23 protein-coding genes and 1 pseudogene are annotated in these 24,969 nt (G+C 62.9%); 19 read left to right on the forward strand and 5 right to left on the reverse strand.

Features of this window, described 5'->3' with window-relative positions:
• Positions 1-14: 14 nt before the first annotated feature.
• Positions 15-1,844: an ATP-binding protein gene (locus tag ACVDG8_RS31825; protein ID WP_455707371.1), complete on the reverse strand. Its 1,830-nt coding sequence runs from the start codon at positions 1,842-1,844 to the stop codon at positions 15-17.
• Positions 1,845-1,994: 150 nt separating this feature from the next.
• Here ACVDG8_RS31825 and ACVDG8_RS31830 point away from each other — a divergent pair, with 150 nt between their 5' ends.
• Genes ACVDG8_RS31830 through ACVDG8_RS31840 form a run of 3 tightly spaced genes read left to right on the forward strand, consistent with a single transcriptional unit; the run spans position 1,995 to position 3,418 of the window.
• On the forward strand, positions 1,995-2,561 hold the full coding sequence (locus ACVDG8_RS31830) for a helix-turn-helix domain-containing protein (protein WP_447252013.1): 567 nt from the start codon (positions 1,995-1,997) through the stop codon (positions 2,559-2,561).
• 4 nt (positions 2,562-2,565) lie between these two features.
• Positions 2,566-2,874 (forward strand): hypothetical protein, encoded by a 309-nt coding sequence (locus ACVDG8_RS31835; protein WP_447252014.1) that lies wholly within the window; start codon positions 2,566-2,568, stop codon positions 2,872-2,874.
• A gap of 22 nt (positions 2,875-2,896) precedes the next feature.
• The gene (locus ACVDG8_RS31840; RefSeq protein ID WP_447252015.1) at positions 2,897-3,418 is read left to right on the forward strand and encodes an N-acetyltransferase family protein; all 522 of its coding nucleotides are present in this window, start codon (positions 2,897-2,899) and stop codon (positions 3,416-3,418) included.
• Here the strand turns inward: ACVDG8_RS31840 and ACVDG8_RS31845 are convergent.
• On the reverse strand, positions 3,415-5,217 hold the full coding sequence (locus ACVDG8_RS31845) for an NAD(P)-binding domain-containing protein (protein WP_447252016.1): 1,803 nt from the start codon (positions 5,215-5,217) through the stop codon (positions 3,415-3,417). The genes ACVDG8_RS31840 and ACVDG8_RS31845 overlap by 4 nt on opposite strands.
• A 138-nt stretch (positions 5,218-5,355) precedes the next feature.
• The gene (locus ACVDG8_RS31850; RefSeq protein ID WP_455707372.1) at positions 5,356-6,273 is read right to left on the reverse strand and encodes a LysR family transcriptional regulator; all 918 of its coding nucleotides are present in this window, start codon (positions 6,271-6,273) and stop codon (positions 5,356-5,358) included.
• Between the two features lie 107 nt (positions 6,274-6,380).
• Between ACVDG8_RS31850 and ACVDG8_RS31855 the strand changes: the two genes are divergently transcribed.
• The 10 genes from ACVDG8_RS31855 (at position 6,381) to ACVDG8_RS31900 (ending at position 16,931) form a co-directional block, all read left to right on the forward strand.
• Positions 6,381-6,647, forward strand: coding sequence for a gamma-butyrobetaine hydroxylase-like domain-containing protein (locus ACVDG8_RS31855; protein ID WP_455707373.1), 267 nt, complete (start codon positions 6,381-6,383; stop codon positions 6,645-6,647).
• Positions 6,648-6,727: 80 nt separating this feature from the next.
• Entirely contained in the window at positions 6,728-7,201 is a 474-nt protein-coding gene (locus ACVDG8_RS31860; RefSeq protein WP_455707374.1) for a TauD/TfdA family dioxygenase, read from the forward strand.
• Positions 7,198-7,530: a TauD/TfdA family dioxygenase gene (locus tag ACVDG8_RS31865; protein ID WP_447252019.1), complete on the forward strand. Its 333-nt coding sequence runs from the start codon at positions 7,198-7,200 to the stop codon at positions 7,528-7,530. Before ACVDG8_RS31860 ends, ACVDG8_RS31865 begins: the two co-directional genes overlap by 4 nt.
• Positions 7,527-8,111: a (R)-1-hydroxy-2-trimethylaminoethylphosphonate oxygenase gene (gene tmpB, locus ACVDG8_RS31870; protein WP_447252020.1), complete on the forward strand. Its 585-nt coding sequence runs from the start codon at positions 7,527-7,529 to the stop codon at positions 8,109-8,111. Before ACVDG8_RS31865 ends, tmpB begins: the two co-directional genes overlap by 4 nt.
• A 444-nt stretch (positions 8,112-8,555) precedes the next feature.
• A complete protein-coding gene (locus ACVDG8_RS31875) occupies positions 8,556-10,307 on the forward strand; it encodes an acetolactate synthase 3 large subunit (RefSeq protein WP_455707871.1) in 1,752 nt (583 codons plus the stop codon).
• An 83-nt stretch (positions 10,308-10,390) separates the two neighbouring features.
• Positions 10,391-10,966, forward strand: coding sequence for an acetolactate synthase small subunit (gene ilvN, locus ACVDG8_RS31880; protein ID WP_371010364.1), 576 nt, complete (start codon positions 10,391-10,393; stop codon positions 10,964-10,966).
• Positions 10,967-11,069: 103 nt separating this feature from the next.
• On the forward strand, positions 11,070-11,666 hold the full coding sequence (locus ACVDG8_RS31885) for a LysE family translocator (protein ID WP_447252022.1): 597 nt from the start codon (positions 11,070-11,072) through the stop codon (positions 11,664-11,666).
• Positions 11,667-11,805: 139 nt separating this feature from the next.
• Positions 11,806-12,276, forward strand: coding sequence for a nucleoside deaminase (locus ACVDG8_RS31890; RefSeq protein ID WP_447252023.1), 471 nt, complete (start codon positions 11,806-11,808; stop codon positions 12,274-12,276).
• Positions 12,277-12,495: 219 nt separating this feature from the next.
• A complete protein-coding gene (locus tag ACVDG8_RS31895; protein ID WP_447252024.1) occupies positions 12,496-13,770 on the forward strand; it encodes an efflux RND transporter periplasmic adaptor subunit in 1,275 nt (424 codons plus the stop codon).
• The gene (locus tag ACVDG8_RS31900) at positions 13,767-16,931 is read left to right on the forward strand and encodes an efflux RND transporter permease subunit (RefSeq protein WP_447252025.1); all 3,165 of its coding nucleotides are present in this window, start codon (positions 13,767-13,769) and stop codon (positions 16,929-16,931) included. The genes ACVDG8_RS31895 and ACVDG8_RS31900 overlap by 4 nt, the downstream gene beginning before the upstream one ends.
• A 121-nt stretch (positions 16,932-17,052) precedes the next feature.
• On the opposite strand, the gene ACVDG8_RS31905 is transcribed toward ACVDG8_RS31900, so the two are convergent.
• Positions 17,053-18,423 (reverse strand): IS1182 family transposase, encoded by a 1,371-nt coding sequence (locus ACVDG8_RS31905; RefSeq protein ID WP_447252026.1) that lies wholly within the window; start codon positions 18,421-18,423, stop codon positions 17,053-17,055.
• A gap of 130 nt (positions 18,424-18,553) precedes the next feature.
• Here ACVDG8_RS31905 and nthA point away from each other — a divergent pair.
• The 4 genes and pseudogenes from nthA to ACVDG8_RS31925 all read left to right on the forward strand — a co-directional run bounded on the left by nthA (position 18,554) and on the right by ACVDG8_RS31925 (position 21,562).
• Positions 18,554-19,176: pseudogene (gene nthA / locus ACVDG8_RS31910) on the forward strand (nitrile hydratase subunit alpha).
• Positions 19,173-19,832 (forward strand): nitrile hydratase subunit beta, encoded by a 660-nt coding sequence (gene nthB / locus ACVDG8_RS31915; RefSeq protein ID WP_447252028.1) that lies wholly within the window; start codon positions 19,173-19,175, stop codon positions 19,830-19,832. The pseudogene nthA and the gene nthB overlap by 4 nt, the downstream one beginning before the upstream one ends.
• Positions 19,819-20,166, forward strand: coding sequence for a nitrile hydratase accessory protein (locus ACVDG8_RS31920; protein WP_447252029.1), 348 nt, complete (start codon positions 19,819-19,821; stop codon positions 20,164-20,166). Before nthB ends, ACVDG8_RS31920 begins: the two co-directional genes overlap by 14 nt.
• 268 nt (positions 20,167-20,434) lie before the next feature.
• Positions 20,435-21,562: an ATP-dependent DNA helicase gene (locus ACVDG8_RS31925; protein WP_447252030.1), complete on the forward strand. Its 1,128-nt coding sequence runs from the start codon at positions 20,435-20,437 to the stop codon at positions 21,560-21,562.
• On the opposite strand, the gene ACVDG8_RS31930 is transcribed toward ACVDG8_RS31925, so the two are convergent.
• Complete coding sequence (locus ACVDG8_RS31930; RefSeq protein WP_447252031.1) at positions 21,525-21,950, reverse strand: STAS/SEC14 domain-containing protein; 426 nt, start codon at positions 21,948-21,950, stop codon at positions 21,525-21,527. The genes ACVDG8_RS31925 and ACVDG8_RS31930 overlap by 38 nt on opposite strands.
• A 106-nt stretch (positions 21,951-22,056) precedes the next feature.
• Here ACVDG8_RS31930 and ACVDG8_RS31935 point away from each other — a divergent pair, with 106 nt between their 5' ends.
• Positions 22,057-22,797: a pyridoxine 5'-phosphate synthase gene (locus ACVDG8_RS31935; RefSeq protein WP_447252032.1), complete on the forward strand. Its 741-nt coding sequence runs from the start codon at positions 22,057-22,059 to the stop codon at positions 22,795-22,797.
• A gap of 109 nt (positions 22,798-22,906) precedes the next feature.
• A complete protein-coding gene (locus ACVDG8_RS31940) occupies positions 22,907-24,823 on the forward strand; it encodes a potassium transporter Kup (protein ID WP_447252033.1) in 1,917 nt (638 codons plus the stop codon).
• The last annotated feature ends 146 nt before the right edge of the window (positions 24,824-24,969 follow it).

A 24,969-nucleotide genomic window follows, 5' to 3' on the forward strand; every position in this document is an offset into this window, starting at 1 on the left:
AGCTAAGCGCAGGCTCAGTCGTTTTGTTGGCGGATGCCGAAGGTGGCGGGCTTCAGGCCGTAGCGCAGGTCGAAATCCTCGTCCGCCGGCAATCGAGCCGCGGCTGGCTTTCGATAGTCGGCATCGCCAGCTTGGCGGGAAGAGTCCACCGTCTCGGCGAAGGCCATGGACTGCTGCGGTTTCGGCACATTGCGCAGGCGCTCGACGATCATGGCGAGATCGACATCGTTGCCTTCCTCGGCTGGCACGGTCTGCTCGCGTTGCGAGGTGCCTGGGATGAATTCCTGCGGCAGCTTCTCGAACTTGAGCCGCATCGTCGTCGCGACACCTTCGCCGAAGGCGATGGCTTCGCGCTGCCCCATCGAGGACAGGAACGCCAGCGTCGAGGCCGAGGAGTCCGCGATCGCGGAGCGGATGATCGCCTGGTCCTGCTCATTGGCAAGCCGCATGGCGAAGAAGGTCGAGCATTGCGACAGGATGGTCGGGTCGAGCTCGCCCGGGCGCTGGGTGACGACGCCGAGATAGCAGCCATATTTGCGGCCTTCCTTGGCGATGCGCGACAGAGCGTGCCTGGTTGGCGCAAAGCCCAGGCGCGCGTCGGCCGGCATATAGCGGTGCGCCTCTTCGCAAAGCAGGAGCAGCTTCAGCCGGCCCTCGCTCCAAAGAGCCAGGTCGAAAGCCAGGCGCGCCAGCACCGAGCAGACCGAATTGACGACCTCGGACGGCATGCCCGCCATCTCGAAGCAGGTCACCGGACGGCCATGGTGGGGGACGCGGAAGATATTGCCGATCGTCTCGTGGATCGTGTCCTCGATCAGCCGCGAATTGAACATGAAGCGGTAACGCGGATCGGACGCCGCCGATTCGATGCGGGTCTTCAGCGAGCGCAAGATCGGACGGTCGTTCTTGCTCTCCAGCAAACCCATGCGCTCGTCGACCTGCTTGATCAGATCGGCGATGCGGTACGGCACCGGCGTATCCGCCGTCAGTGCGTCGCTGCCGCGCCTGATATAGCTGCCGGAACTCGGGTTGCGATAGAGGTTCTTGGCGACCGGGATCAGGTCGCGCAGGACATCGACTTCCTCCGGAACTATCTCGCGCCCGCGAAACAGCACTTCGGTGAATTCCTCCAGCCTGAACATCCAGAACGGCAGGTCGAGCGTTTTGGAATCGACCTTCACGCAATATTCCGGCAACGACGCGGCGAATTCGTTATGCGGGTCGAGGATGAGCACGCGCAGGTCCGGTCGCGCTTCGATCGACTTGCGCAACAGCAGCGAGACGGCCGTGGATTTGCCGACGCCGGTGGTGCCGACGATGGCGAAATGGCGCGCCAGCGTATCGTCGATGGCAATCTTGGCATCGATCGACTCGTCCTGCGACAGGCTGCCGATGGTGACCGAGTGGCGCCCGGCGAGATCGTAGACTGCCTGCAGGTCGCGGGTGCGGATGCGGTGCGCTATGGCGCCGATATGCGGGTATGTGGTGATGCCTCGGTCAAACACTGGCTTGGCGTCTGGATCGACCCCGTCACGCACTTCGCCGATCAGCTCGATCGAGACCTCGATCGGGTTCTGGCCTTCGTTGCTCCAGGCGCGGTCCGACTTGCCGATGCCGTAGACCAGGCCGACCGTGCGCGTGGCGCCGAGATTGATGGAAATCATCTTGCCGACGGTCCACAGGCCGGTAACCGTGCCTTCCGTATCCTCGGCGTAGGCGCTGATGGTGGCACGTGCGCCATCGCACTGCACGACGTTGCCCAGAATGCGTTTGTCGTTCAGTTCTGCGTTGCGACGTTCCTGCGAGGTCAGTTCCCCAACCGAGGCTTCGCGTTCAACGAACATTGTGCCTGTCCCATTCCCCTGGAGCGTCAACCCTATGCGATCGGGGTTAAAGTCAGGTGATGTCGAATGGTGTAGGCGCCGTTAAGCCGATCCGCGCAATTGGATCGAATCACCTCTTTCCAGGTCGAGGAATTTCGATATATTGGACAAATGGGCGATATAGCGAACGACCTTACCGTCACCATCGGCAGGCGGATACATGCTGAAAGGACGATCCGAGACTGGTCGCTGGCCGAGCTTGCCGAGCGCTCCGGCGTTTCGAAGGCGATGCTGAGCGCGATCGAACGCGGCATGACCAGCCCCACCGCCGTGCTCCTGGTGCGCATCGCCTCGGCTTTCGGCATGACCTTGTCGACATTGATCGCGCGAGCCGAGATGCAAGGCGGCGGCCTGTTGCGCAAGGACGCGCAGCCAGTCTGGCAGGATCCCCAAACCGGCTATGTCAGGCGGCATCTGTCGCCGGCATCGCAGATGCCGCTCGAACTGATCAGGGTCAGCCTGCCGGCGAGGGCCAAAGTGAGCTTGCCGGCGTCGTCCTATGCCTTCATCAAGCAGCAGATCTGGCTGATCGGCGGCAGGCTCGACTTCACCGAGGGCGACGTCTTGCACAGGCTGGAGCCCGGCGACTGCCTGGCGCTTGGCGCGCCGAGCGACTGCGTCTTCCACGCTCCCGGGCCGGATACGGCCGACTATCTCGTGGCGCTTGTCAGGGACTGAGGCCATGGCAAGACGCCCCAAGCGCTCCGACAACGGCGGGCCGCCGCTCGACGATTATAACGGCCCGCCATGGGGCAAAGGCGATCCATACATCTTCCTGGCCTGGCAGGCCGCGCACGCCAAGGCGTGGAAGGCGCCGAGCCGTGATGTCATGCTGATGCGCATGGAAAAGGCCGAGGGACTCGGCCTGACCTATGAAGAATACACGCTCGAAATCCTCGAACGCGGGCTGCATCTGCAGCCGAAAGACGCCGATCGCATCGCCGCGATCAAGGCAGGACGAAAGCGGCTCCGTGTCGCGCGTCTGGATTGATGGTAGCAAGGATAGCGCGGGCATGAGTTCCATTGAAATCAGGCCGCTGACTGCTGAAACACGCGACATGCTGGCTGACCTGCTGATCGAGACGGTTGCCGCCGGCGGCTCCGTCAGCTTCATGCATCCATTGTCTCGGCAAGCCGCGGAAACCTTCTGGGACAACTCGCTGATGGCAGCAGGGAGAGGTGAAAGAGCGGTGCTGGGCGCATTGCAGGGCGAGGTTCTGGTCGGCACCGTGACCTTGCTGCTCGATTTCCCGGTCAACCAGCCGCACCGGGCCGAGATCGCCAAGCTGATGACCACCGTCGGACACCGTGGCAAGGGCATCGCGACCCGCCTGATGCGGGCGGCGGAAGCTCTCGCCGTCGAGAAGGGCAAAACCCTGCTCGTGCTGGACACGGCGACCGAGGAGGGCGCTTCCGGCCTCTACGAGAAGCTCGGCTTCACGCTGGCCGGCGAGATCCCCGACTACGCGTTGAAGCCGCATGGCGGGCTGACCGGCACGCTCATCTACTGGAAGCGCATCGGCCAGCCTGCCTAACTTTTGTGATGCGCCTGTTGCAGCGCGTAGACTGGCGTCGCGATGCCTTCCATGCGCGCCTTCAGCTGCAGCGACAGGAACTGCGAGTAATGACGCGACTGGTGCAGGTTGCCGCCATGGAACCAGAGCGCCTCCTGCTGCGTCGGCTTCCACATATTCCGCAACTCGCCTTCCCAAGGCCCAGGGTCCTTAGTCGTGTTGGAGCCCAGGCCCCAGCATTTGCCCACCTTGTCGGCGACCTCTCTTGAGATCAGGTCTGCCGCCCAGCCGTTCATCGAGCCATAGCCGGTGGCGTAGACGATGAGATCGGCCGGCAGTTCGGATCCGTCGGAGAGCAGGACGGAATGCGCCTTGATCTCCTTCACCTCGACACCGCTCTTCAATTTGATCGAGCCGTCGATGATCAGGTCGGAGGCGCCGACATCGATGTAATAGCCTGAGCCGCGGCGGAGATATTTCATGAACAGGCCGGAGCCGTCATCGCCCCAGTCGAGCATGAAGCCGGCCCTCTCCAGGCCTTTGTAGAAACCGGCGTCGCGTTTCTTCATCTCGGCATAGGCCGGGATCTGGAACTCGTGCAGGATCTTGTAGGGCAGAGAGGCAAAGACGAGATCGGCCTTGGCAGTGGTCATGCCGCTCTCAACCGCCTTTTCCGAATAGAGCGAGCCCAGCCCGATCTCCATCAGCGTGTCCGACTTGACGATATGCGTGGTCGAGCGCTGCACCATGGTGACGTCGACGCCGGCTTCCCAAAGGGCGGCCGCGATGTCGTGGGCGGAGTTGTTCGAACCGATGACGACTGCCTTCTTGCCGACATAGGCGTCGGGGCCGGGATGCTTCGAGGAATGATGCTGATCGCCCTTGAATGTGTCCATGCCCTTGAAACTTGGCATGTTGGCCTTGCCGGATTGTCCCGTGGCCAGCACCAGTTGCTTGGGCTTCAGCGTGATGTCCTTGCCGTCGCGGCGCACCACCACGGTCCATTGCTTTTTCTTATCGTCATAGACAGCGCTTTTGGCCTCGGTCGAGGACCAGTAATTCAGCTCCATGACCTTGGCGTACATTTCCAGCCAGTCGCCGATCTTGTCCTTGGGCGCGAAGACCGGCCAGTTCCTGGGAAAATCGATATAGGGCAGATGGTCGTACCAGACCGGGTCGTGCAGGCAGAGCGACTTGTAGCGCTTGCGCCAGCTGTCGCCGGCGCGCTCGTTCTTCTCAACGATGATGGTCGGCACGCCGAGTTGCCGCAGACGCGCGCCGAGCGCGATGCCGCCCTGGCCGCCGCCGATGATGAGCGTGTAGGGCTGCGTCTTGAAGCCGAGCTCGGCGGCCTCCTTCTCGCGCTCCTCCTTCCAGGTCGGACGGTTCTTGCCATGGCCATGCTTGGCGCCGAGCGGGCGGTCGAAGCCGGCCGGCTCCTCATGGCCCTTGAGCTCGACCATGGTGGTGAGCAGCGTCCAGATCTTGCCGTCCTTCAGCCTGATGTGACCGAAGCCGCGTGCGACCTCCGTCTCGAAGCTGATCCAGCCGTCGAGCAGCCCGTCGTTTTCCGTGGCGTCCTCGCCCTTGGCGATCGCCCAGTTCGACGGTTTGGTCCTGGCCAACTGGCTCACCAGCATGTCGCGCACTTGGTCGCGGCCTTCCATCGTCTTGATGTTCCAGGTGAAGCTGAGAAGATCGCGCCAGTAGCAATCCTCCTGAAAGCAGGCGACCGCCTTGTCGATATCGCCGGCGACAAGGGCTGCGCCAAATTTGTCGAGCAGGTCGGAAAGCTTCTTGTTGGGGGCCTTGTCGAGCATTGAATTTCCTCCATGATTTTTCCGGCCGCCTGGGATGAGCGGGCCTTCGCCGAAGCTTAACCGTCCGGCTTTGCGCAGTATCGCGGCAAACTATGTGCCGCGTCACGTCGGCAAATAGTTTGGCGCGTATTCAGTGACTTATCGCAAAATCGCCGATGCGGCCGGCGGCCGAGGCTCGGCCATGCGTTGGCCGAACACGGTTGCAAACCAGTGACGGACATCGTCCTCGGCGCGGCTGAGATGGGCGCCGGAGGGAGCGGTCAGATAGTGGCCGGCGCCGCCCGACAGGGCAAATTCTGAAAGCGTCACCAGCGATCCGTCGCGCAACGCCGCATCGGCCAGCGGGCGTGAGCCGAGCACCATGCCGGCACCGTGCCTGGCCGCCTCGAGCGCGGCGACGAAACTGTCGAATTTATGCGTCGGTCCGACGGTCGGCGCCATGCGGGCGGCAGCGAACCATTCGCCCCACATTTCGCGGGCACCGACGACGGTGAGTTTCGGTAATTTCGTCCAATCCGGCACCTTGGCCAGGGCCGGCGTCGCCATCGGCGTCAGGGTCTTCCGGGTCAGGCGGTCGGCCTGCCGCCCAGCGAAGGAGCCGGTGCCGAAACGGATATCGAGCACGCCGGAGCGTTCGCCATAGTCGGCCGGCGTGTGGATGGTCTCGATCTGCAGTTGGATATGCGGCAGGCTGTTTGCCATTTCTGGCAGGACCGGCGCGATCATCAGCACGGCAAAGGAAATCGGCGACCGGATCGTCACGCTCTGGATCGTCCTCGGCTCGAACAGTTCACGCGTGCTGTTGCCGATCACGGCGAAGGCCGATTGCAAATGCGGCAGATAGGCCGCCCCTTCAGGCGTCAATTCGACACCGCGCGCCAGGCGTATGAACAGGGGATGTTTCAGCCGCTTTTCAAGCGAACGGACATGCTGGCTGACTGCCGCCTGGGTCAGCCCGAGTTCGGCCGCGGCAGCAGTGAAATTCGACAACCGCGCGGCAGCCTCGAAGCTGCGCAGCCAATCGAGCGGGGGCAAGAGCAGGATTGTTCGAGCCATCAGAAATTTATGACCATAGACCAAAAAACGATAATTTGAATTATGCCTTGCATCTCGCCAACATGCAATCGAAGCCCCGGAACTGGGGTACAGAGGATAGGATCTCCATGCTTACCCACGCGCTGATCGGCGACGAAGGCAAAACAATAGAACTTGGCTGGAAGGACGGCGCGCGCACCCGCTTTCACGCCATGTGGCTGCGCGACAACGCGCTCGACGACAAGACGCGCAGCGCCGGCAATGGCCAGCGGCTGATCACCATCCTCGATATTCCGGCCGATACGAAGATCGATGCCGCCGCGATCAAGGGCGATGGGCTGGAGCTCACCTTCGCGCCGGAGGGAAAGACGGTCAGCTTTCCTCGGCGTGGCTGAGCGCCAACGCCTATGACCGCGACACCGCTCGTCAAGTTGGGTGGACGGGCAAGGACACCGTACGATGGACCAAGGCCACGATGCAGCATTCGGTGCCGCGCGCCGGCTATGTCGCGGCCAGCCGCGACCGCGCCGTCCTGCGACAGTGGCTGGCGGCGGTGAAAACCTATGGCTTCGCCGTGATGGACGACCTGCCGACGGAACCGGGGGCGCTTTGCAAAGTGTCCGACCTGTTCGGCTACATCAGGGAGACCAATTACGGCCGCTGGTTCGAAGTCCGCGCCGAGGTCAATCCGACCAATCTCGCCTACACAAATCTCGGCCTCCAGGCGCATACCGACAATCCCTACCGCGATCCGGTGCCGACGCTGCAGATCCTGTCCTGCATCGAGAACACCGTGGAAGGCGGCGAATCCAGCGTGGTCGACGGTTTTGGCGTCGCCGCCGCGCTGCAGGCCGAAAACCCGGAAGGTTTCCGGCTGTTGAGTTCCTACCCGGCTCGTTTCGAATATGCCGGCTCGACAGGGTGCGGCTGCAGGCCAAGCGGCCGATGATCGAGCTTGGGCCAGACGGCGAGCTGATCTCCATCCGTTTCAACAACCGCTCGCTGGCGCCGACGGTCGACGTGCCGTTCGCCGAGATGGCAGCCTACTACGCCGCCTATCGCCGGTTCGCCGAACTGATCGAGGATACGTCCTTCGAGGTGACCTTCAAGCTCGAAGCGGGCCAGGCCTTCATCGTCGACAACACACGCGTCATGCATGCGCGCAAGCAATTTTCCGGCACCGGCAAGCGCTGGCTGCAGGGATGCTATGCCGACAAGGATGGGCTCTTGTCCACGCTTTCGGCGATCGAACACCAGTTCAAGGAGGCTGCCGAATGAGCGGCCAGGATCTGAACGCGGACAACATCGTCGAGTTCATCGCCGATATTTTCGAACGCCGAGGGGCGGAATCCTATCTTGGCGAGCCCGTCACAATGTCGGAGCACATGCTGCAGGGCGCCTGGTTCGCTGAACAGGACGGCGCGCCGGAGGTGCTGGTGGCGGCGGCCCTGCTGCACGACATCGGCCACTATACCAGCGAGTTCGGCACCTATTCGCCCGACGACGTCGAGGACAAGCATCACGACGAGGCCGGCGGCGAGGTGCTGGCGCCGTTCTTTCCGCCGGTCATCGTCGAATGCGTCAGGCTGCATGTTTCGGCCAAGCGCTATCTCTGCGCCGTCGACCCGACCTATTTCGGCCGGCTCTCGCCGGCCTCGGTCCACACGCTGTCGCTGCAAGGCGGGCCGATGAAGCCTGAGGAAGTGGCCGAGTTCCGCAAGAACCCGTTCCATGAGGAAGCGGTGCGGGTCCGCATCTGGGACGAGGCCGGCAAGATCGCCAACATGAAGACGCGGAGCTTTCGCGATTACGTTCCGCTGCTGCAACGGGTCGTCAGCGATTTCGCCAATCGAGGCTGAGCCCAAATCCATACTGGGAGGGAACGGCTATGTGCTTCCGCTTCGACGGGCGATGTGCCGTCATGGCTCACAGACCGGACAAATGCCGGGAGCGCTTGCTCCCGGCCAAATCTTCCAAGTCTCCGCCAATTGTCTGTCGCGACAATGTAAGCGAGACCGATACTGGGGGCGGCTCTGAACCCATTGCGGGCGGCCACATTGCCCGTTGACAGCGGCGCAAAACCAATTCTATTGTCCGCCACCATGAAAACGGCACTCATTCTCGTAGGAAAGCGCGTGGGCAAGGCGGTGTAACCGCCGGGCGAAAACCTCCCATGCGCATCACACAGGCTCCCTCGGGGGCCTTTTTTATTGCCCTCAACCGAACCAAACGACCAACAATCGCCAGACGGCGGACAGTACGGGACCAGACCGATGAGCAACGGACAAAACGAGCGGCGCGAAATGACGGGCGCCGAAATGGTGGTGCAGGCGCTGAAGGACAATGGCGTCAAGCATGTCTTCGGCTATCCGGGCGGCGCTGTCCTTCCGATTTATGACGAGATTTTCCAGCAGGATGACGTCGAGCACATTCTGGTCCGGCACGAGCAGGGCGCCGGCCACGCGGCGGAAGGCTATGCGCGCTCGACCGGCAAAGCCGGCGTCATGCTGGTGACCTCCGGCCCCGGCGCCACCAATGCGGTGACGCCGTTGCAGGACGCGCTGATGGATTCCATTCCGCTGGTCTGCCTCACCGGCCAGGTGCCGACCTCGCTGATCGGCTCCGATGCCTTCCAGGAGTGCGACACGGTCGGCATCACGCGGCCCTGCACCAAGCACAACTGGCTGGTGAAGGACGTCAACGAACTCGCCGCGACCATCCACGAGGCCTTCCATGTCGCGACCACCGGGCGTCCCGGCCCGGTCGTGGTCGACATTCCGAAGGACGTGCAGTTCGCCAAAGGCATCTATGTGCCGCCGCAGACGGCGCCGCGCACCAGCTATCAGCCGAAAATCCAGGGCGACCTGGAGAAGGTGAAGGCCGCGGTCGAGCTGATGGCCGGCGCCAAGAAGCCGATCATCTACAGCGGCGGCGGCGTCATCAATTCCGGTCCGGAGGCGAGCCACCTGCTGCGCGAGCTGGTCGATCTCACCGGCTTCCCGATCACCTCGACGTTGATGGGCCTCGGCGCCTATCCGGCCTCCGGCAAGAACTGGATGGGCATGCTCGGCATGCACGGCACCTACGAGGCCAACATGGCCATGCATGATTGCGACGTCATGATCTGCATCGGCGCGCGCTTCGACGACCGCATCACCGGCCGGCTCAACGCCTTCTCGCCGAATTCGAAGAAGATCCACATCGATATCGATCCATCCTCGATCAACAAGAACGTCCATACCGAGGTGCCGATCATCGGCGATGTCGGCCGCGTTCTGGAAGATCTGGTGCGGCTGTGGCGGGCGACCGTCAAGGCCGACAAGAAGGCGCTTTATCCGTGGTGGGAGCAGATCGCGAAATGGCGCGCGCGGGATTCGCTCGCCTACAAGATGAACAACGACGTGATCATGCCGCAATACGCCATCCAGCGGCTCTACGAGCTGACCAAGGACAAGGACACCTACATCACCACCGAGGTCGGCCAGCACCAGATGTGGGCGGCGCAGCACTATCATTTCGACAAGCCGAACCGCTGGATGACCTCAGGTGGTCTCGGCACGATGGGCTACGGCCTGCCGGCCGCGCTCGGCGTGCAGATTGCGCATCCCGACGCGCTGGTCATCGACATCGCCGGCGACGCTTCCGTGCAGATGACCATGCAGGAAATGAGCTCGGCGGTGCAATACAGGGCGCCGATCAAGATCTTCATCCTCAACAACCAGTATATGGGCATGGTGCGGCAGTGGCAGCAGCTCCTGCACGGCAACCGGCTGTCGCATTCCTACACCGAAGCGATGCCGGACTTCGTCAAACTCGCCGAGGCTTATGGCGGCCACGGCATCCGTTGCGACAAGCCGGGCGAGCTCGATGACGCGATCAAGGAAATGATCTCGGTCAAGAAGCCGGTGCTGTTCGACTGCCGCGTGGCAACGTTGGCCAACTGCTTCCCGATGATCCCGTCGGGCAAGGCGCATAACGAAATGCTCCTGCCGGACGAGGCGACCGACGAGGCGGTGGCCAACGCCATCGACGCCAAGGGCAGGGAACTGGTGTAGGCAGCCGCCAAGGCAGGGCTGTCGCTAGAAGCCGTGCGTAAACAGAGAATTAGCTCAAAAGTCTGAAATCGAGATCCACCTCAATGAACGCACAACACCTTCAACCAACCGGCTCCGCCTATTTCATCGCCAAGGAAACCGAGAAGCCGGAAACGCACACGCTTTCCGTGCTGGTCGACAACGAGCCGGGCGTGCTTGCCCGCGTCATCGGCCTGTTTTCCGGGCGCGGCTACAACATCGAAAGCCTGACCGTCTCCGAGACCGAACACGAGAAGCATCTGTCGCGCATCACCATCGTGACGCGCGGAACGCCGCATGTAATGGAGCAGATCAAGCACCAGCTCGAACGCATCGTGCCGGTGCACCGCGTGGTCGACCTGACCGTGCGGTCGCACGAGATGGGGCAGGAGCGGCCGCTGGAGCGGGAGCTGGCGCTGGTCAAGGTCGCCGGCACCGGCGACGCCCGCGTCGAAGCGCTCCGCCTGGCGGACGCGTTTCGCGCTTCGGTCATCGACGCCAACACCGAGCATTTCATCTTCGAGATCACCGGCAAGGGCTCCAAGCTCGACCAGTTCATCGCCATCATGAAGCCGCTCGGCCTGGTCGAGATCTGCCGCACCGGCGTGGCGGCGATGAACCGCGGCCCACAGGCGATGTAAGCGCACCGGCGGGCGGGCATGTCTTTGGCCTGTCCATTCCTAGCCGCTGGCTTTTGCGGGTTGGCTAAAAGGTCATTAAGGCTGACATATCTTTGAGGATGTCATGTCGCTCGACGCGTTTCTTGCCCTGCTGGTCTATGCCCTCGTCACCTCGATCACGCCGGGGCCGAACAATCTCATGCTGCTGACATCTGGGGTCAATTTCGGCATTGCCAGGACGATCCCGCATATGCTGGGCATCAGCATCGGCTTTTTCGTGCTGCTGCTGGCCGTCGGCTTCGGCCTAGGCGCGGTGCTGACGGCGTTTCCGGCGCTGCACACCGGTCTCAAGATCGCCGGGGCCGCCTATCTGCTTTATCTCGCCTGGAAGATCGCCATGTCGCGCTCATTGAGCGGCAAGGGCGAGACAGAGGCAAAGCCGATGCGCTTCATCGATGCGGCGGCTTTCCAGTGGGTCAACCCCAAGGCCTGGGTGATGGCGATCACCGCCATGGCCGTCTACACCAACCCCGACCATCCGTTCATCTCGGTGGCGTTGATCTCGGCTGCTTTTGCGGTCGTCAACTTGCCCAGCGTGTCCGTCTGGGCCGGATTCGGCACGGCGCTGCGCGGCTTCCTATCGGATCCGGCGCGGCTGAAATGGTTCAACATCGCCATGGGCGTGTTGCTGGCGGCGACGCTGTGGCCGATGCTGCGCTAGGTTGAGGACACATTGACCAGAGCCAGAAGATGACGTTTGCGGCGATGCGGATTGCCGACGTGAATCTGATTTGCGGCCCCTTGAAATCCCTCCGCTTCAAGACAAAATCATCCCGCTCTAGCCTTTTGGGGAGACTCTGATGGAAAGCCACGAGCCGTTTTTACGCGAGGCGATTGCGCTCTCGAAATCCGCGATGGAACGCGGCCACGAACCGTTTGGCTCGGTGCTGGTGAAGGACGGCGAAGTAATCCTGCGCGCTGAAAACAGCGTCTTCACCGGCCACGATATGACGAACCACGCCGAGATGAACCTGGTTAAGCTGGCGGCGCAACATTACGACACTGCTTTTCTCGCTGACTGCACGCTCTACACCAGCACGGAGCCGTGCGCGATGTGCTCCGGCGCGATTTACTGGTCGGGCATCGGGCGTATGGTGTTTGCGTGCTCCGAAGCGCGGCTTGGCGAGATCGCCGGGATCGGGTTGAACGTGCCGAGCCGGGCGGTGCTGCAAACCGGCGCGCGCATCGTCACCGTGATTGGCCCGAGCCTCGAAGACGAAGCCGCCGAAGTACATCAGGAATTCTGGCCGAAGCATCTGGGCAAGGCTTAGAGCCTTGCTTTTGGGGCCTACGACGGGCCTCTGCCGGCGACCATAGCCGGCTGCCTATCCATTGTGCAGTGCACATTAAATCTTCGTAATGCCGCGTTTTGGCCCTTTTCCGACATAGGCGTGTCCTATCTATTCAGCGAAATCGCGGCAGGGTGCCGTGAAATGAGCTAGAATACGACCACCTGGCTATGGCGTGTCGGACGAGAGGGCCTTTTGTCGATGCGTGGAAAAGTCATCCTTTCATTGCTTGCGCTCGCCTGCATCGGCGCGGTCTGGCTCTATCTGTCGCCCGACGCTCTGAACCGGGCTCAGCAACTCATCGGCGCAAAGCAGGTCGCGTCGTCAGACAAGCCGTCGAGCGACAAGGCAGCAGCGGGAGACAAGCCGGCCGCTGGCGGCAATGGCGCCCGCTCTGCGTCGATCGTCTCGGCGACCGCAACGACCGCCGATTTCCCGATCCGGCGTTATGCCATCGGCTTCGTCTCCTCTCCGGCGGTGGTCAACATCAACGCACGGGTCTCCAGCCAGATCGTGTCGATCGACGTCAAGGACGGCCAGATGGTCAAGGCCGGCGACGTTCTGTTCCAGCTCGATGACCGCGCGCTGAAGGCGCAATTGACCAAGGACCAGGCGACTCTGGCCAAGGACCAGGCGATGCAGATCAGCGCGAATTCCGATCTGCAGCGCGCCAAGGACCTCGTCGCCAAGCAGGCCGGCACCCAGCAGACCTACGACCAGGCACTTGCCGCGCAGAAGGCGGCGGCCGCGACTGTCGACGCCGACAAGGCAACGATCGACGCCGACAATGTACAGCTCGGTTTTGCCACGATCTCGGCACCGATTGCCGGCAGGCTGGGAGCCGTCAACGTCGCGGTCGGCGATCTCGTCACCGTCAGCAATGGCAACAGCAGCACGGCGATACCGCTGGTGACGATCACCCAGATGGACCCGCTGCAGGTGAACTTCAACCTGCCGGAAAGCAACCTGGCCCTGCTTCATAAGGCGCTGGCCAATCCGCAGCAGGGCGCCGTGACCCTGACCAAGGACGGCGACCCGACTCCGATCGGCAAGGGCACGCTGGATTTCGTCGATTCCAGTGTCGATACCGCGTCGGGCACGATCGCCACGCGGGCAAGCATACCGAACGCCGATCTTTCGCTATGGCCTGGCCAGTATGTGAACGTCGTGCTTGACGCCGGCATCATGCCGCAGATGACATCCGTTCCGACGGTCGCGGTGCAGCCCAGCCAGAAGGGACCGTTCGTCTATGTGGTCAAACCCGACAGCACGGTCGAGATGCGGCCGGTGCAGGTGGCGCTGACCGAAGGCGACAACAGCGCCATCAGCCAAGGGGTGAAAGCCGGCGAGAAGGTGGTCACGGAAGGCCAGACCAGGCTGAAGAATGGTGCCGCCGTGCATGAGGGCAAGGCCACGGCGAGTGCTGTCGCGCCCAAGGTGGCCGAGGCGAGCGGCGCCGGCGAGGCGGCCCGATGATCTCCGAATTCTGCATTCGCAGGCCCGTCGCCACCCTTTTGATGTCGTTCGCCCTGGTTCTGGGTGGCCTGTTCGCTTACAAATTCCTGCCGGTGGCAGCACTCCCCAGCGCTGAATTCCCGGTCGTCAACGTCTCGGCCTCGCTGCCCGGCGCCTCGCCGGAGACGATGGCCACATCGGTGGCGACGCCGCTGATCAAGCAGTTCGCGACGATTGCCGGTATCGATTCCATTTCGACCACGAACTCGCTTGGCCAGACCTCGATCGCCATCCAGTTCGTGCTGAACCGGAACATCGACGCCGCAGCCGCCGATGTGCAGGCCGCGATCGCGCGCACGCAGAAGTCGCTGCCGCCGCAGATGACGTCGCCGCCGAGCTATCGAAAGGTCAATCCGGCCGACGCGCCTATCCTTTTGATGTCGCTGGTCAGCGACACGGTTCCGCTGACCGATCTCGACGCCTTTGCCGAAAACGTCATCTCGCCGTCGCTGTCGACCATCGATGGGGTGGCGCAGGTCTCGATCTTCGGCCAGCAGAAATACGCCGTGCGCATCCAGATCGACCCGACCGCGCTTGCCGCGCGCGGCATCTCGATCGACCAGCTGCAGGCGGCGGTCGCATCGGCCAACAGCAACACGCCTCTGGGCGTGCTGCAGAACAACAAGCAGCAGCTGACCATCACCGCCAACACCCAGCTGACCGACGCCGCCGGCTTCTCCAACCTCATCATCGCCACCAGGAACGGCCACCCGGTGCGGCTGGGCGAGGTGACGCGCGTCGTCGATTCGGTGCAGACCACGACGACGGCGAGCTGGTACGATGGCACGCGCGCGATCATCATGGCCGTGCAGCGCCAGCCCGATGCCAACACGGTCGATGTCGTCGACAAGGTCAAGGCGATGCTGCCGTCCTTCCAGGACCAGATGCCGGCCGCCGCCCAGATCAAGCTGCTCAACGACCGCTCGACCTCGATCCGCCAGGCCGTCAACGACGTGCAGTTCACGCTGCTGTTGACCATCGCGCTAGTGGTGATGGTCATCTTCGTGTTCCTGCGCCGGGTGACGGCGACCATCATCCCGGCCGTGGCGGTGCCGATCTCGCTGATCGCCACGCTTGGCGCGATGTTCCTGTTCGGCTTTTCCATCGACAACATCTCGCTGATGGGCCTGACGCTTGCCGTCGGCCTTGTCGTCGACGACGCCATCGTGATGCTGGAAAACATCTTCCGCCACATGGAGGAAGACGGGTTGTCGGCCTTCGACGCGTCGCTGAAGGGCGCGCGCGAAATCGGCTTCACCATCATATCGATCTCGATCTCGCTGGTCGCCGTGTTCATTCCTGTGCTTCTGATGGGCGGCGTGATCGGCCGCATCTTCAACGAGTTCGCCGTCGTGGTGACGGTCGCCATCCTGGCGTCGATGTTCGTGTCGCTGACGCTGACGCCGATGCTGTGCTCGCGGCTCTTGTCGGTCACCAAGGCCGACCGCGAGGCGCACGGTGCTGGCCACAAGCGCGATTTCATCACGCGCGGCTACGATCGGGTCTTGAGCTTCTGCCTGCGCCACACCTTCCTGGTGTTCCTCGTCTTCATCAGCACTGCGGCGGCATCGGTGTGGCTGATCCAGATCTCGCCGAAGGGCTTCTTCCCGCAGGAGGATATCGGCCAGATCTCGGTGACGACCATCGCGCGCCAGGACATCTCGTTCGACGCCATGGCCAAGCTGCAGGGGCAGGTGGCCAGCGTCTTCTCGCATTCACCCTATGTCGACCATGTGGCGTGGTCGGCCGGCAGCGGCAACAATGCGCTCAACCAGGGGCAGCTCTTCGTCCAGCTCAAGGCCAAGGACCAGCGTCCCGATATCGAGAAGGTGCTGTCGGACCTGCGCAAGCAACTGTCGGGCGTGGCTGGCATCGAGACCTACATGCAGCCGGTGCAGAATCTGAGGCTCGGCTCGCGCTCGTCGGCCAGCGCCTACCAGCTCGTGGTTCAGGGGCTCGATACCGGCCAGACCGATATCTGGGCGCAGAAACTGAATGACGCGATGGCGGCCGACCATGCAACCTTCACCGACGTCACCAGCGACCTGCAGAACAATGCGCTGCAGGCGTCGCTGGTGGTGGATCGCGACAAGGCGGCCCAGCTCGGCATCGACACCGACACGCTGCGCACCGCTCTCTATGGCGGCTTCGGCACCGACCAGGTTTCGACGATCTTCGGCTCGGCCGACAGCTATGAAGTCATCACCGAGCTCGACCCCAAGATCGAATGGTCGCCCGAGCGGATGCTCGCCATCCAGATGCGGACGGCGAGCGGCAGCCTGGTTCCGCTTGGCGCCTTCGCCCGCGTCGACCGCACGGCCGGCGCCTTGACGGTCAACCAGCTTGGCCAGCTTCCGGCCGTGACCATCTCCTACAATTTGCCGCAAGGCGTGGCGCTTGGCGACAGTACGGCCCGCATCAGCGCGCTGAAGGAGCAGATCGGCATGCCGACGGCGATCTCGACGTCCTTCGCCGGCACGGCCAAGACCTTCCAGGATTCGCTTGCCAACCAGGGCCTGCTGATCGGCGGCGCGATCCTGACCATCTATATCGTGCTCGGCATTCTCTATGAGAGCTTCATCCACCCGCTCACCATTCTGACCGGCCTGCCTTCGGCGGTGCTCGGTGCCCTCGTCGCGTTGCGCTTCGCCGGGATGGACCTGTCCGTCATCGCGGTGATCGGCATCCTGATGCTGATCGGCATCGTCAAGAAGAACGGCATCATGATGGTCGACGTCGCGCTCGAATTGCGACGAGAAGGCATGTCGGCCAAGGACTCCATCCACAAGGCCTGCCTGATGCGGTTCAGGCCGATCATGATGACGACGCTGGCCGCACTGATGGGCACGTTCCCGATCGCGCTCGGCACCGGCGCCAGCGCCGAGCTGCGTCAGCCGCTTGGTGTCGCGGTGGTCGGCGGCCTGCTTGCCTCGCAGGCGCTGACCCTGTTCGTGACGCCGGTGATCTACGTCTACATGGAGAATTTCTCCGGCTGGCTGATTGGCTTGTTCTCGAAGAAGAGCCGGCCGACCTTGCAGGCGGCGGAAGCAGCCAGGCAGGCCTCCTTGTTTGACAACGATGAAAACGGGGTTGTCGAAGCGCAAAAGACAGCCGCCGAATAGGCGGCCCAGACCGCTGACAAACCCCGTCGATTTTCGGCGGGGTTTTGTTTTTGCGGATTGATTTGGCTCAGCAAATTTGTGTCGGGAGGAGATGTCAGGAGACAGCTGGCGGCGATGGGCCTCAGGCGAGGCTCGGTTTGAGCTTTGGCCAGAGGCTGATTGCGATCTTTTTCATGTTCTGGGCGGCGGCTGCGATCAGGCACTGGCAGGCGACACGAGTTCGCCCTCGGAAGCGGGCGTAGCGGTGGCCAAAGAGCTGCTTGGCATCGGCGAAGGAGCGCTCGACCGTCTCCTTGCGGCGCCGGTAGATGGCCTTGCCCCAAGCCGTGAGCCGGTTGGCGTCGACCCGCTCGCGGGCATCTTGCCAGACATGGCGCGTGATGGTGCGCTCGGCCTTGGCGTTTGATGTGCAGGAGGCCAGCAGCGGACAGTCGCGGCAGATGGCTGGATCGCTCCTGTAATGGCGATAGCCACTGCGTTCGGTGGTGACGTAGGTGAGCAGCTGGCCCTGCGGGCAACGATAGCCGTCCGCCTCCGGTTCATAGACGAAGTTGCTCTTTCTCATCTTGCCAGGCTTTGGCGGGGTCGGGTTGCGATAGCCGATGACGCCGCTGATGTTCCTGTCCTCCAGGCCCTTGGCGATGCCCGGCGTGGCATAGCCGGCATCCAGCCCCGCCGCCGCCACGGTGAAGCCGAAGCGCTTAACCTGACGGTCGAGCCGGCCTAGATAGACGATCGAGTCATGCACGTTGGCCGGCGTGGCGTATGTGTCGGTGATGATGCCGCAGCGCCCATCCACCGTGCGGTGATCGAGGTAGAAGAAGCCCTTCGGCTTGCCCTCGCGCACCATGTAGCCGGCATCCGGATCGGCGCGCGAGATCTTGGTCTGCTTCTGCGCAGGCTTGCGCTCCTTGGCCTTCAGCGGCTTTTGGCCATGCAGCGTCCGTTCCGCCTCGATGGCGCGGTCCAGATCGGCCCAGTAGTCGGCGCGCGACTTGGCCACCATGGCAAGGTCGTACTTGCCCTTGTTGGCGTTGGCCTTCAGATGTGTGCTGTCGGTATAGAGCACCGTCCCGTCCACCAGCCCCACCCCGATCGCCTGTTCGACGATGCGGTCGAAGATCGCTTGCGCGACCGTCTCGTCTTGATAGCGACGGCGTCGGTTCTGCGACAGCGTCGAGGCATCGAACACCTTGTCGGTCAGCTTCAGCCGCAGGAACCAGCGATAGGCGACATTGACCTCGATCTCGCGCACCAACTGCCGCTCCGAGCGCACCCCGAACAGGTAGCCGATGAACAGCGCCTTGAACATCAAGGTCGGGTCGAGCGGCGGCCGACCATTGTCGGCACAGTACAAGGGCGCTGTCAGATCGTGGATGAAGGAAAAGTCGATCGCTCGATCGATCTTGCGCAACAAGTGATCAGCCGGAACCAGCTGATCCAACGTTACCATCTCAAGCGCGGTCTGTTCAGGGGCGGGTCGCTTCAACATGACCCAGTGAATCAAAAACCCCCGGCAAATGCCAGGGGTTTGTCAGCAGTCTGAGCCGCCGAATAGGCGGCCGTCCCTGGCCCAAGCCGTCAGGCTTGCGGCCAAATGCCGGCAATCCTAGTCTGTTGTCATGTCCCATGATCATGACCACGACAACGAGCTCGATCCGTTTGCGGCGCGCGTCGCGCGCTGGAGACGATCCTCACCGAAAAGGGCCTGATCGATCCGGCGGCCATCGACGTCATCGTCGACACCTACGAGACCAAGATCGGACCGCGCAACGGCGCGCGGGTGGTGGCCAAGGCCTGGAGCGATCCGGCCTACGCCGACTGGCTGCAGCGCGACGCGACGGCGGCGATCGAATCGCTCTCCTATACCGGTCGCCAGGGCGAGCACATGCAGGCGGTGTTCAACACCGAGGAGACGCACAACCTTGTCGTCTGCACGCTCTGCTCCTGCTATCCATGGTCGGTGCTCGGCCTGCCGCCGGTCTGGTACAAGGCGCCGCCTTACCGGTCGCGGGCGGTGATCGATCCGCGCGGCGTGCTGGAAGAATTCGGGCTGACGCTGCCGGCGACCAGGAAGATCCGGGTCTGGGATTCGACCGCCGAGCTTCGCTATCTTGTGGTGCCGATGCGCCCGGAGGGTACCGAAGGCTGGAGCGAGGAACAGCTCGCCGAGCTGGTGAGCCGCGATGCGATGATCGGCACGGCTGTGGCCAAAGAGCCTGGGATAAAGAGGGCGCCGGCATGAACGGGCCGCAGGATCTCGGCGGGCAGATGGGTTTCGGGCCGATCGCGCCGGAGAAGGACGAGCCTTATTTCCATGCCGCTTGGGAGAGGCGGGCGCTTGGCGTGACGCTGACAGCCGGCTCCATGGGCGCCTGGAACATCGACGAGAGCCGCCATGCGCGGGAATCGCTGCATCCGGCCGTTTATTATTCCTCAAGCTACTATCAGATCTGGATCAAGGCGCTGGAAGTGCTGTTGAAGCGGCACGGCTTCGTGACGGAGCAAGACCTTGCCGCCGGCAAGGCTGTCGACCCGGCAGCGACGCCGAAAAGAGTGCTGAAGGCAGCCGATGTGCCGGCCGTGCTCGCCAAGGGTGGCCCGTGCGATCGCCCGATCGCCACCCCGGCGCGGTTCCAGGCGGGCGACCGCGTGCGGACGAAGAATTTCAACCCGACCGGCCATACGCGCCTGCCACGCTACGCGCGCGGCAAGAACGGCACCATCGAAGCCGTTCGCGACGGCTTTGTCTTTCCCGACAGCAACGCGCATGGCAAGGGCGAAAATCCGCAATGGGTCTACACCGTGGTCTTCGATGGGAGTGAGATCTGGGGCGAGGGCGCCGACCCGACATTGACCGTCTCGATCGACGCCTGGGAGAGCTATCTTGAGCCGGCATGAAGCCGCCTTGCCGGCGGGTTTCGACGAACCGGTGTTTTCAGAGCCATGGCAGGCGGAAGCCTTTGCCATGACGGTGGCGCTGCATGACAAGGGCTTGTTTTCGTGGAGCGAATGGGCGCAGGCTCTGTCCGCCGAGGTTAAGAAGCCAAATGCCGCAAGCGACGGCCACGACTATTACGAGCATTGGCTGGCGGCGCTGGAAAAGCTGCTGGCGGCCAGAGGCGTTGCGGGAAAAAGCGATGTCGATTCACTTGCCGCCGCCTGGGAGCGCGCGGCCCATGCGACGCCGCATGGCAAGCCGATCCTGCTGGAGAATGATCCAGGTCTCCGATAGTAAGCGACGGGCCTGCGGGACCAATCAAGCAGGCCTGAGCGTCAGCTATGCCGGATATGCTCCCTGTTCCCATGCCGCCCGACGGTCCCGGACCTTCGGCTGCCATGGCCATCGCCTGACCTGCGCGCCAAAGGCAACTTGTTCTCTTTACGTTCTTGTTTGCGGCTGATAGCCTGATACTGTCGTAGGCGTTGAGTTCGCCGCCGGCGGTGGCCGATGTGATAGCGGCTGTCTTGTCTTTCGCTTGCGAATCCGGTCTCTCGCGCTGATGGAATTCTCTCCCCAACAGGACGAGGCTCTGAAAGCGGTCGCGCGCTGGCTCAAGGAAGGCCGGCCGCAGATCTTCCGGCTGTTCGGCTATGCCGGGACCGGCAAGACGACGCTGGCGCGCTATTTCGCCGAGCATGTCGATGGACAGGTGCAGTTTGCCGCCTTCACCGGCAAGGCGGCGCAAGTGCTGCGCTCCAAGGGCGCGGTCAACGCCCGCACCATCCATTCGCTGATCTATAGGCCCAAGGGCGAGGAGTCGGTGGAAGACGAGGTGACCGGCAAGACCTCGATGACGCCGACCTTCTCGCTCAACCGGCAAAGCCCGATCGCGCGCGCCAAGCTCGTCGTCATCGACGAATGCTCGATGGTCGACGAGCAGCTCGGCCGCGATCTCTTGAGTTTCGGCACGCCTATCCTGGTGCTTGGCGATCCGGCGCAGCTGCCGCCGATCTCGGGCGGAGGCTTCTTCACCGAGCACGAGCCGGATGTGCTGTTGACCGAAATCCATCGCCAGGCGCGCGACAACCCGATCATCCGGCTGGCGCTCGACGTGCGCGAGGGCCGCGAGTTCATGCATGGCGATTATGGCGCCGCGCAGGTGATCGGCAGGGAAGGCGTCACGCAAGAGCTGGTGATGAAGGCCGACCAGGTGCTGGTCGGCACCAACCGTACGCGGCGGCGCTATAACCAGCGTCTGCGCGAGCTCAAAGGGTTCAATGCCGACTATCCACAGGCCGGCGACAAGCTTGTCTGCCTGCGCAACGATCCGGCCAAAGGGCTGCTCAACGGCTCGCTGTGGAAGGTGATGACCTCGTCGCGCGAGACGGTGAAGCCCGGCATCAACCTTCTGGTCTCGCCGGAGGAAGACGATCCCGACCGCGGCGTCGCCAAGATCAAGCTGCTCAAGGCGGCATTCGAGGATCCGGATGCCGAGATCCCCTGGCAACAGAAGAAGCGTTTCGACGATTTCGACTATGGCTATGCGCTCACCGTGCACAAGGCGCAGGGCTCACAGTGGAACGATGTCGTTCTGTTCGACGAGAGCTGGGCCTTCAAGGAGACGCGGCAGCGCTGGCTCTACACTGCTATCACCCGCGCTGCCGAGCGGCTGACGGTGGTTCGCTAGCAACTGGTGTCGCGTCGAGCCATTGCCACGCGGCTGCTTCATCATCGCTGCCGAAGTGCCTGAATTCGAACGGCAAGACTCTCGGGAAGAAACCCGCGGCCGAAGCGTCCGCGTCGCCGATGACCGCGCAGCGCACGACATGCTCGAGCGCGCCGGCGACGCCTTGGCGGAGCGTGTCTTGCGCAATATTGGCCCAGTCCACGCTTTCCTGGTCTGTCAACCGCACCAGCACGTCGATCTTGGTGTGAAGGGCGTAGGCGGCCTCCAGCAGGCCGACCAGATTTTCAGCATCCGCCGGCGAGACATCGCCGACAACGTCGATGGCAAAAAGCTCGTCGCGGTCGCTATCGATGCGGCGTATCGCCGGCACGGCGTCGAGGTAGTTCACTGGCAAATCCTTGCGTTGGCCACCATATCTTCTGGAACACCCGAAACCCTCTATCTGTTCCCTTCAAAGGCGGTATAGATGCCCGCCGATCCACTGGATTTCGTTCATGCCCGCAAAGCTTTCGGTCAATCTCAACGCCGTCGCCATGCTGCGCAACCGCCGTGACCTGCCATGGCCGAGCGTCACCGGACTTGGAAGGATCGCGCTTGCCGCCGGCGCGCATGGGCTGACGGTGCACCCGCGCCCCGACGAACGGCACACCAGGCTTTCCGACCTGCCGGAAATAAGGGCGCTGATCGACGACGAGTTTCCGAAGGCGGAATTCAACATCGAAGGCTACCCGACCGAGGATTTCCTGGCGCTTGTCGAGAGGAATCAGCCCGAACAGGTGACGTTGGTTCCCGACGATCCGGCGCAGGCGACATCCGATCATGGCTGGAACTTCGTTGCCCAGGCCGCGTTCCTCACCCCGATCGTCAAGCGATTGAAGAAAGGCGGTTTTCGCGTGTCGCTGTTTTCGGACGCCGATCCTGCCAGTGTGAGCGCCGCGCGCGACACCGGCGCCGACCGTATCGAGCTCTACACTGGCCCCTATGGCGGTTTTCATTCCGATTCAGCCAGGGCGGCCAAGGAGTTGGAACAATTGGGAAAAACCGCCGACGCCGCGGCAGCGGCCGGGCTTCAGGTCAATGCCGGGCATGATTTGACTGTTGGCAATCTGCCGGCGCTCGCCAAACGTATCCCGGCATTGGCCGAAGTATCGATCGGTCATGGGTTGACAGCCGATGCGCTGGAGTATGGCATGGCGGGCACGGTGGGACGGTTCTTGAAGGCCTGTGGATGGTAGGGCGATAAAGCCTTGCGTAACTTTGGCGGTTATCTTGGTTCTCGCGCATTGCGGCGAGCTCTGGCCATCGTGAATCGGCGGGCATCGTGAATCGGTTAGAATGGGGTCCATGGTGCTAGCCAACGCCAGCAGCGATACGGAAGCCCTGCAGCAATCGAGCCATGCCGGAACCGAGCAGCATCAAAGCACCAAGCTTTTGATGCTCGGCGCGCTCGGCGTCGTTTATGGCGACATCGGCACCAGCCCGATCTACGCCTTCCGCGAAGCGCTGCATGCTTCGGGCGGCGTTGTTGCGCGCAACGATGTGCTTGGCGTGTTGTCGCTGATCGTTTGGGCGCTGACGATCATCGTCACCATCAAATACGTCGCCTTCGTGCTGAGAGCCGACAACAAGGGCGAGGGCGGCACGCTGTCGCTGATGGCGCTTGCCCGAAGCGCCTATCCGCCGGGATCGAAGCTCATCCTGGTGATCGGCCTTTGCGGTGCGGCGCTGTTCTTCGGCGATTCGATCATCACGCCCGCCATCTCGGTGCTTTCGGCGGTGGAAGGCCTGGAGGTCGTCACGCCGGCGCTCGACGCCTATGTCGTTCCGATCACGCTCGTCATCCTGGCCGTGCTTTTCTCGGTGCAGCGCTTTGGCACCGCCAAGGTGGCCACCGTGTTCGGGCCGGTCACGGCGACGTGGTTTTTGGCAATTGGCGCTGCCGGCCTCTACCATATCGTGGACGATTGGTCAGTGCTGCTGGCGATCAACCCCTACTATGCGGTCTACTATCTGGCGACCACTCCGACAGGCGCTTTCGTCACGGTCGGCGCGGTGTTCCTGGCGGTGACCGGCGCCGAGGCGCTTTATGTCGACCTCGGCCATTTCGGCCGCAAGCCGATCGTGATGGCCTGGTTCTCCATCGTTTTCCCTTGTCTGCTGCTCAATTATTTCGGCCAGGGCGCGTTCGTGCTTTCGCATGGCGGCAAGCCGACCAATCCGTTCTTCCAAATGCTGCCGGAATGGGCGCTGATGCCGATGGTGGTGCTGGCGACCGCGGCGACCGTCATCGCTAGCCAGGCGGTGATTTCCGGCGCCTTCTCGCTGACCAGGCAGGCCGTGCAGCTCAACCTCCTGCCGCGTATCGAGGTTCAGCACACGTCCGAGATGCAGAGCGGGCAGATCTACATGCCACGGGTCAATCTGCTCGTCGCGCTCGGCGTGATGCTTTTGGTCGTCGGCTTCGGCAGCTCGAGCGCGCTCGCCTCCGCCTACGGCATTTCGGTCACCGGCGAGATGCTGATGACGACGGTCCTCCTGTTCGTCGTCATGCGCTGGCGCTGGCGGTGGCAGCTCGCCATTGCGCTCGCGCTGGCGACGCTGTTCGGCGTCATCGACCTCGGTTTCTTCTCGGCCAATGTCGTCAAGATCGTCGAAGGCGGCTGGGTTTCGATCACGGTCGCTTCGCTCATGGGGCTGATCATGTGGACCTGGATACGCGGCACCCGCTATCTGTTCGACAAGACCCGCCGCAACGAGATCCCGCTCGATTTCCTGGCGGCGAACCTCTCGAAGAAAAAGCCGCAATTGGTTTCCGGCACCGCCGTGTTCCTGACCAGCGATCCGCTCAGCGCCCCGACCGCGCTGATGCACAGCCTGAAGCACTACAAGGTGCTGCACGAAAAGAACGTCATCCTGTCGGTGGTGACGGCGCAGCAACCGGTGGTGCCCGACAGCGAGAGGGTCAAGATGGAGACCGTCAACGAGCTGTTCATGCGTGTCACGCTGAATTTCGGCTACATGGAACAGCCGAATATTCCGCGCGCTTTGGCCATCTGCCGCAAGCAGGGCTGGAAGTTCGACATCATGACGACGTCCTTCTTCCTGTCGCGACGCTCGCTGAAAGCTTCGCCCAATTCCGGCATGCCGGTCTGGCAGGACCGGCTGTTCATCGGCTTGGCGCGTACGGCTGCGGACGCAACCGAGTATTTCCAGATCCCGACGGGGCGCGTGGTCGAGATCGGGACACAGGTGGCGATCTGAGGGCTTCGATCTGCCAGGGATGAAGCCCTTCGTCCGTTTCGTATATGAACAAGCCCTGCGTCGGCGACATGGGAGCCTTCACGCTGGGGCACTTGATATTGCACCGCAGCAAGCGTAGAGCACCGCGCTTTATCGGAGTGTCGTCC

Source organism: Mesorhizobium sp. ORM8.1 (assembly GCF_053005525.2).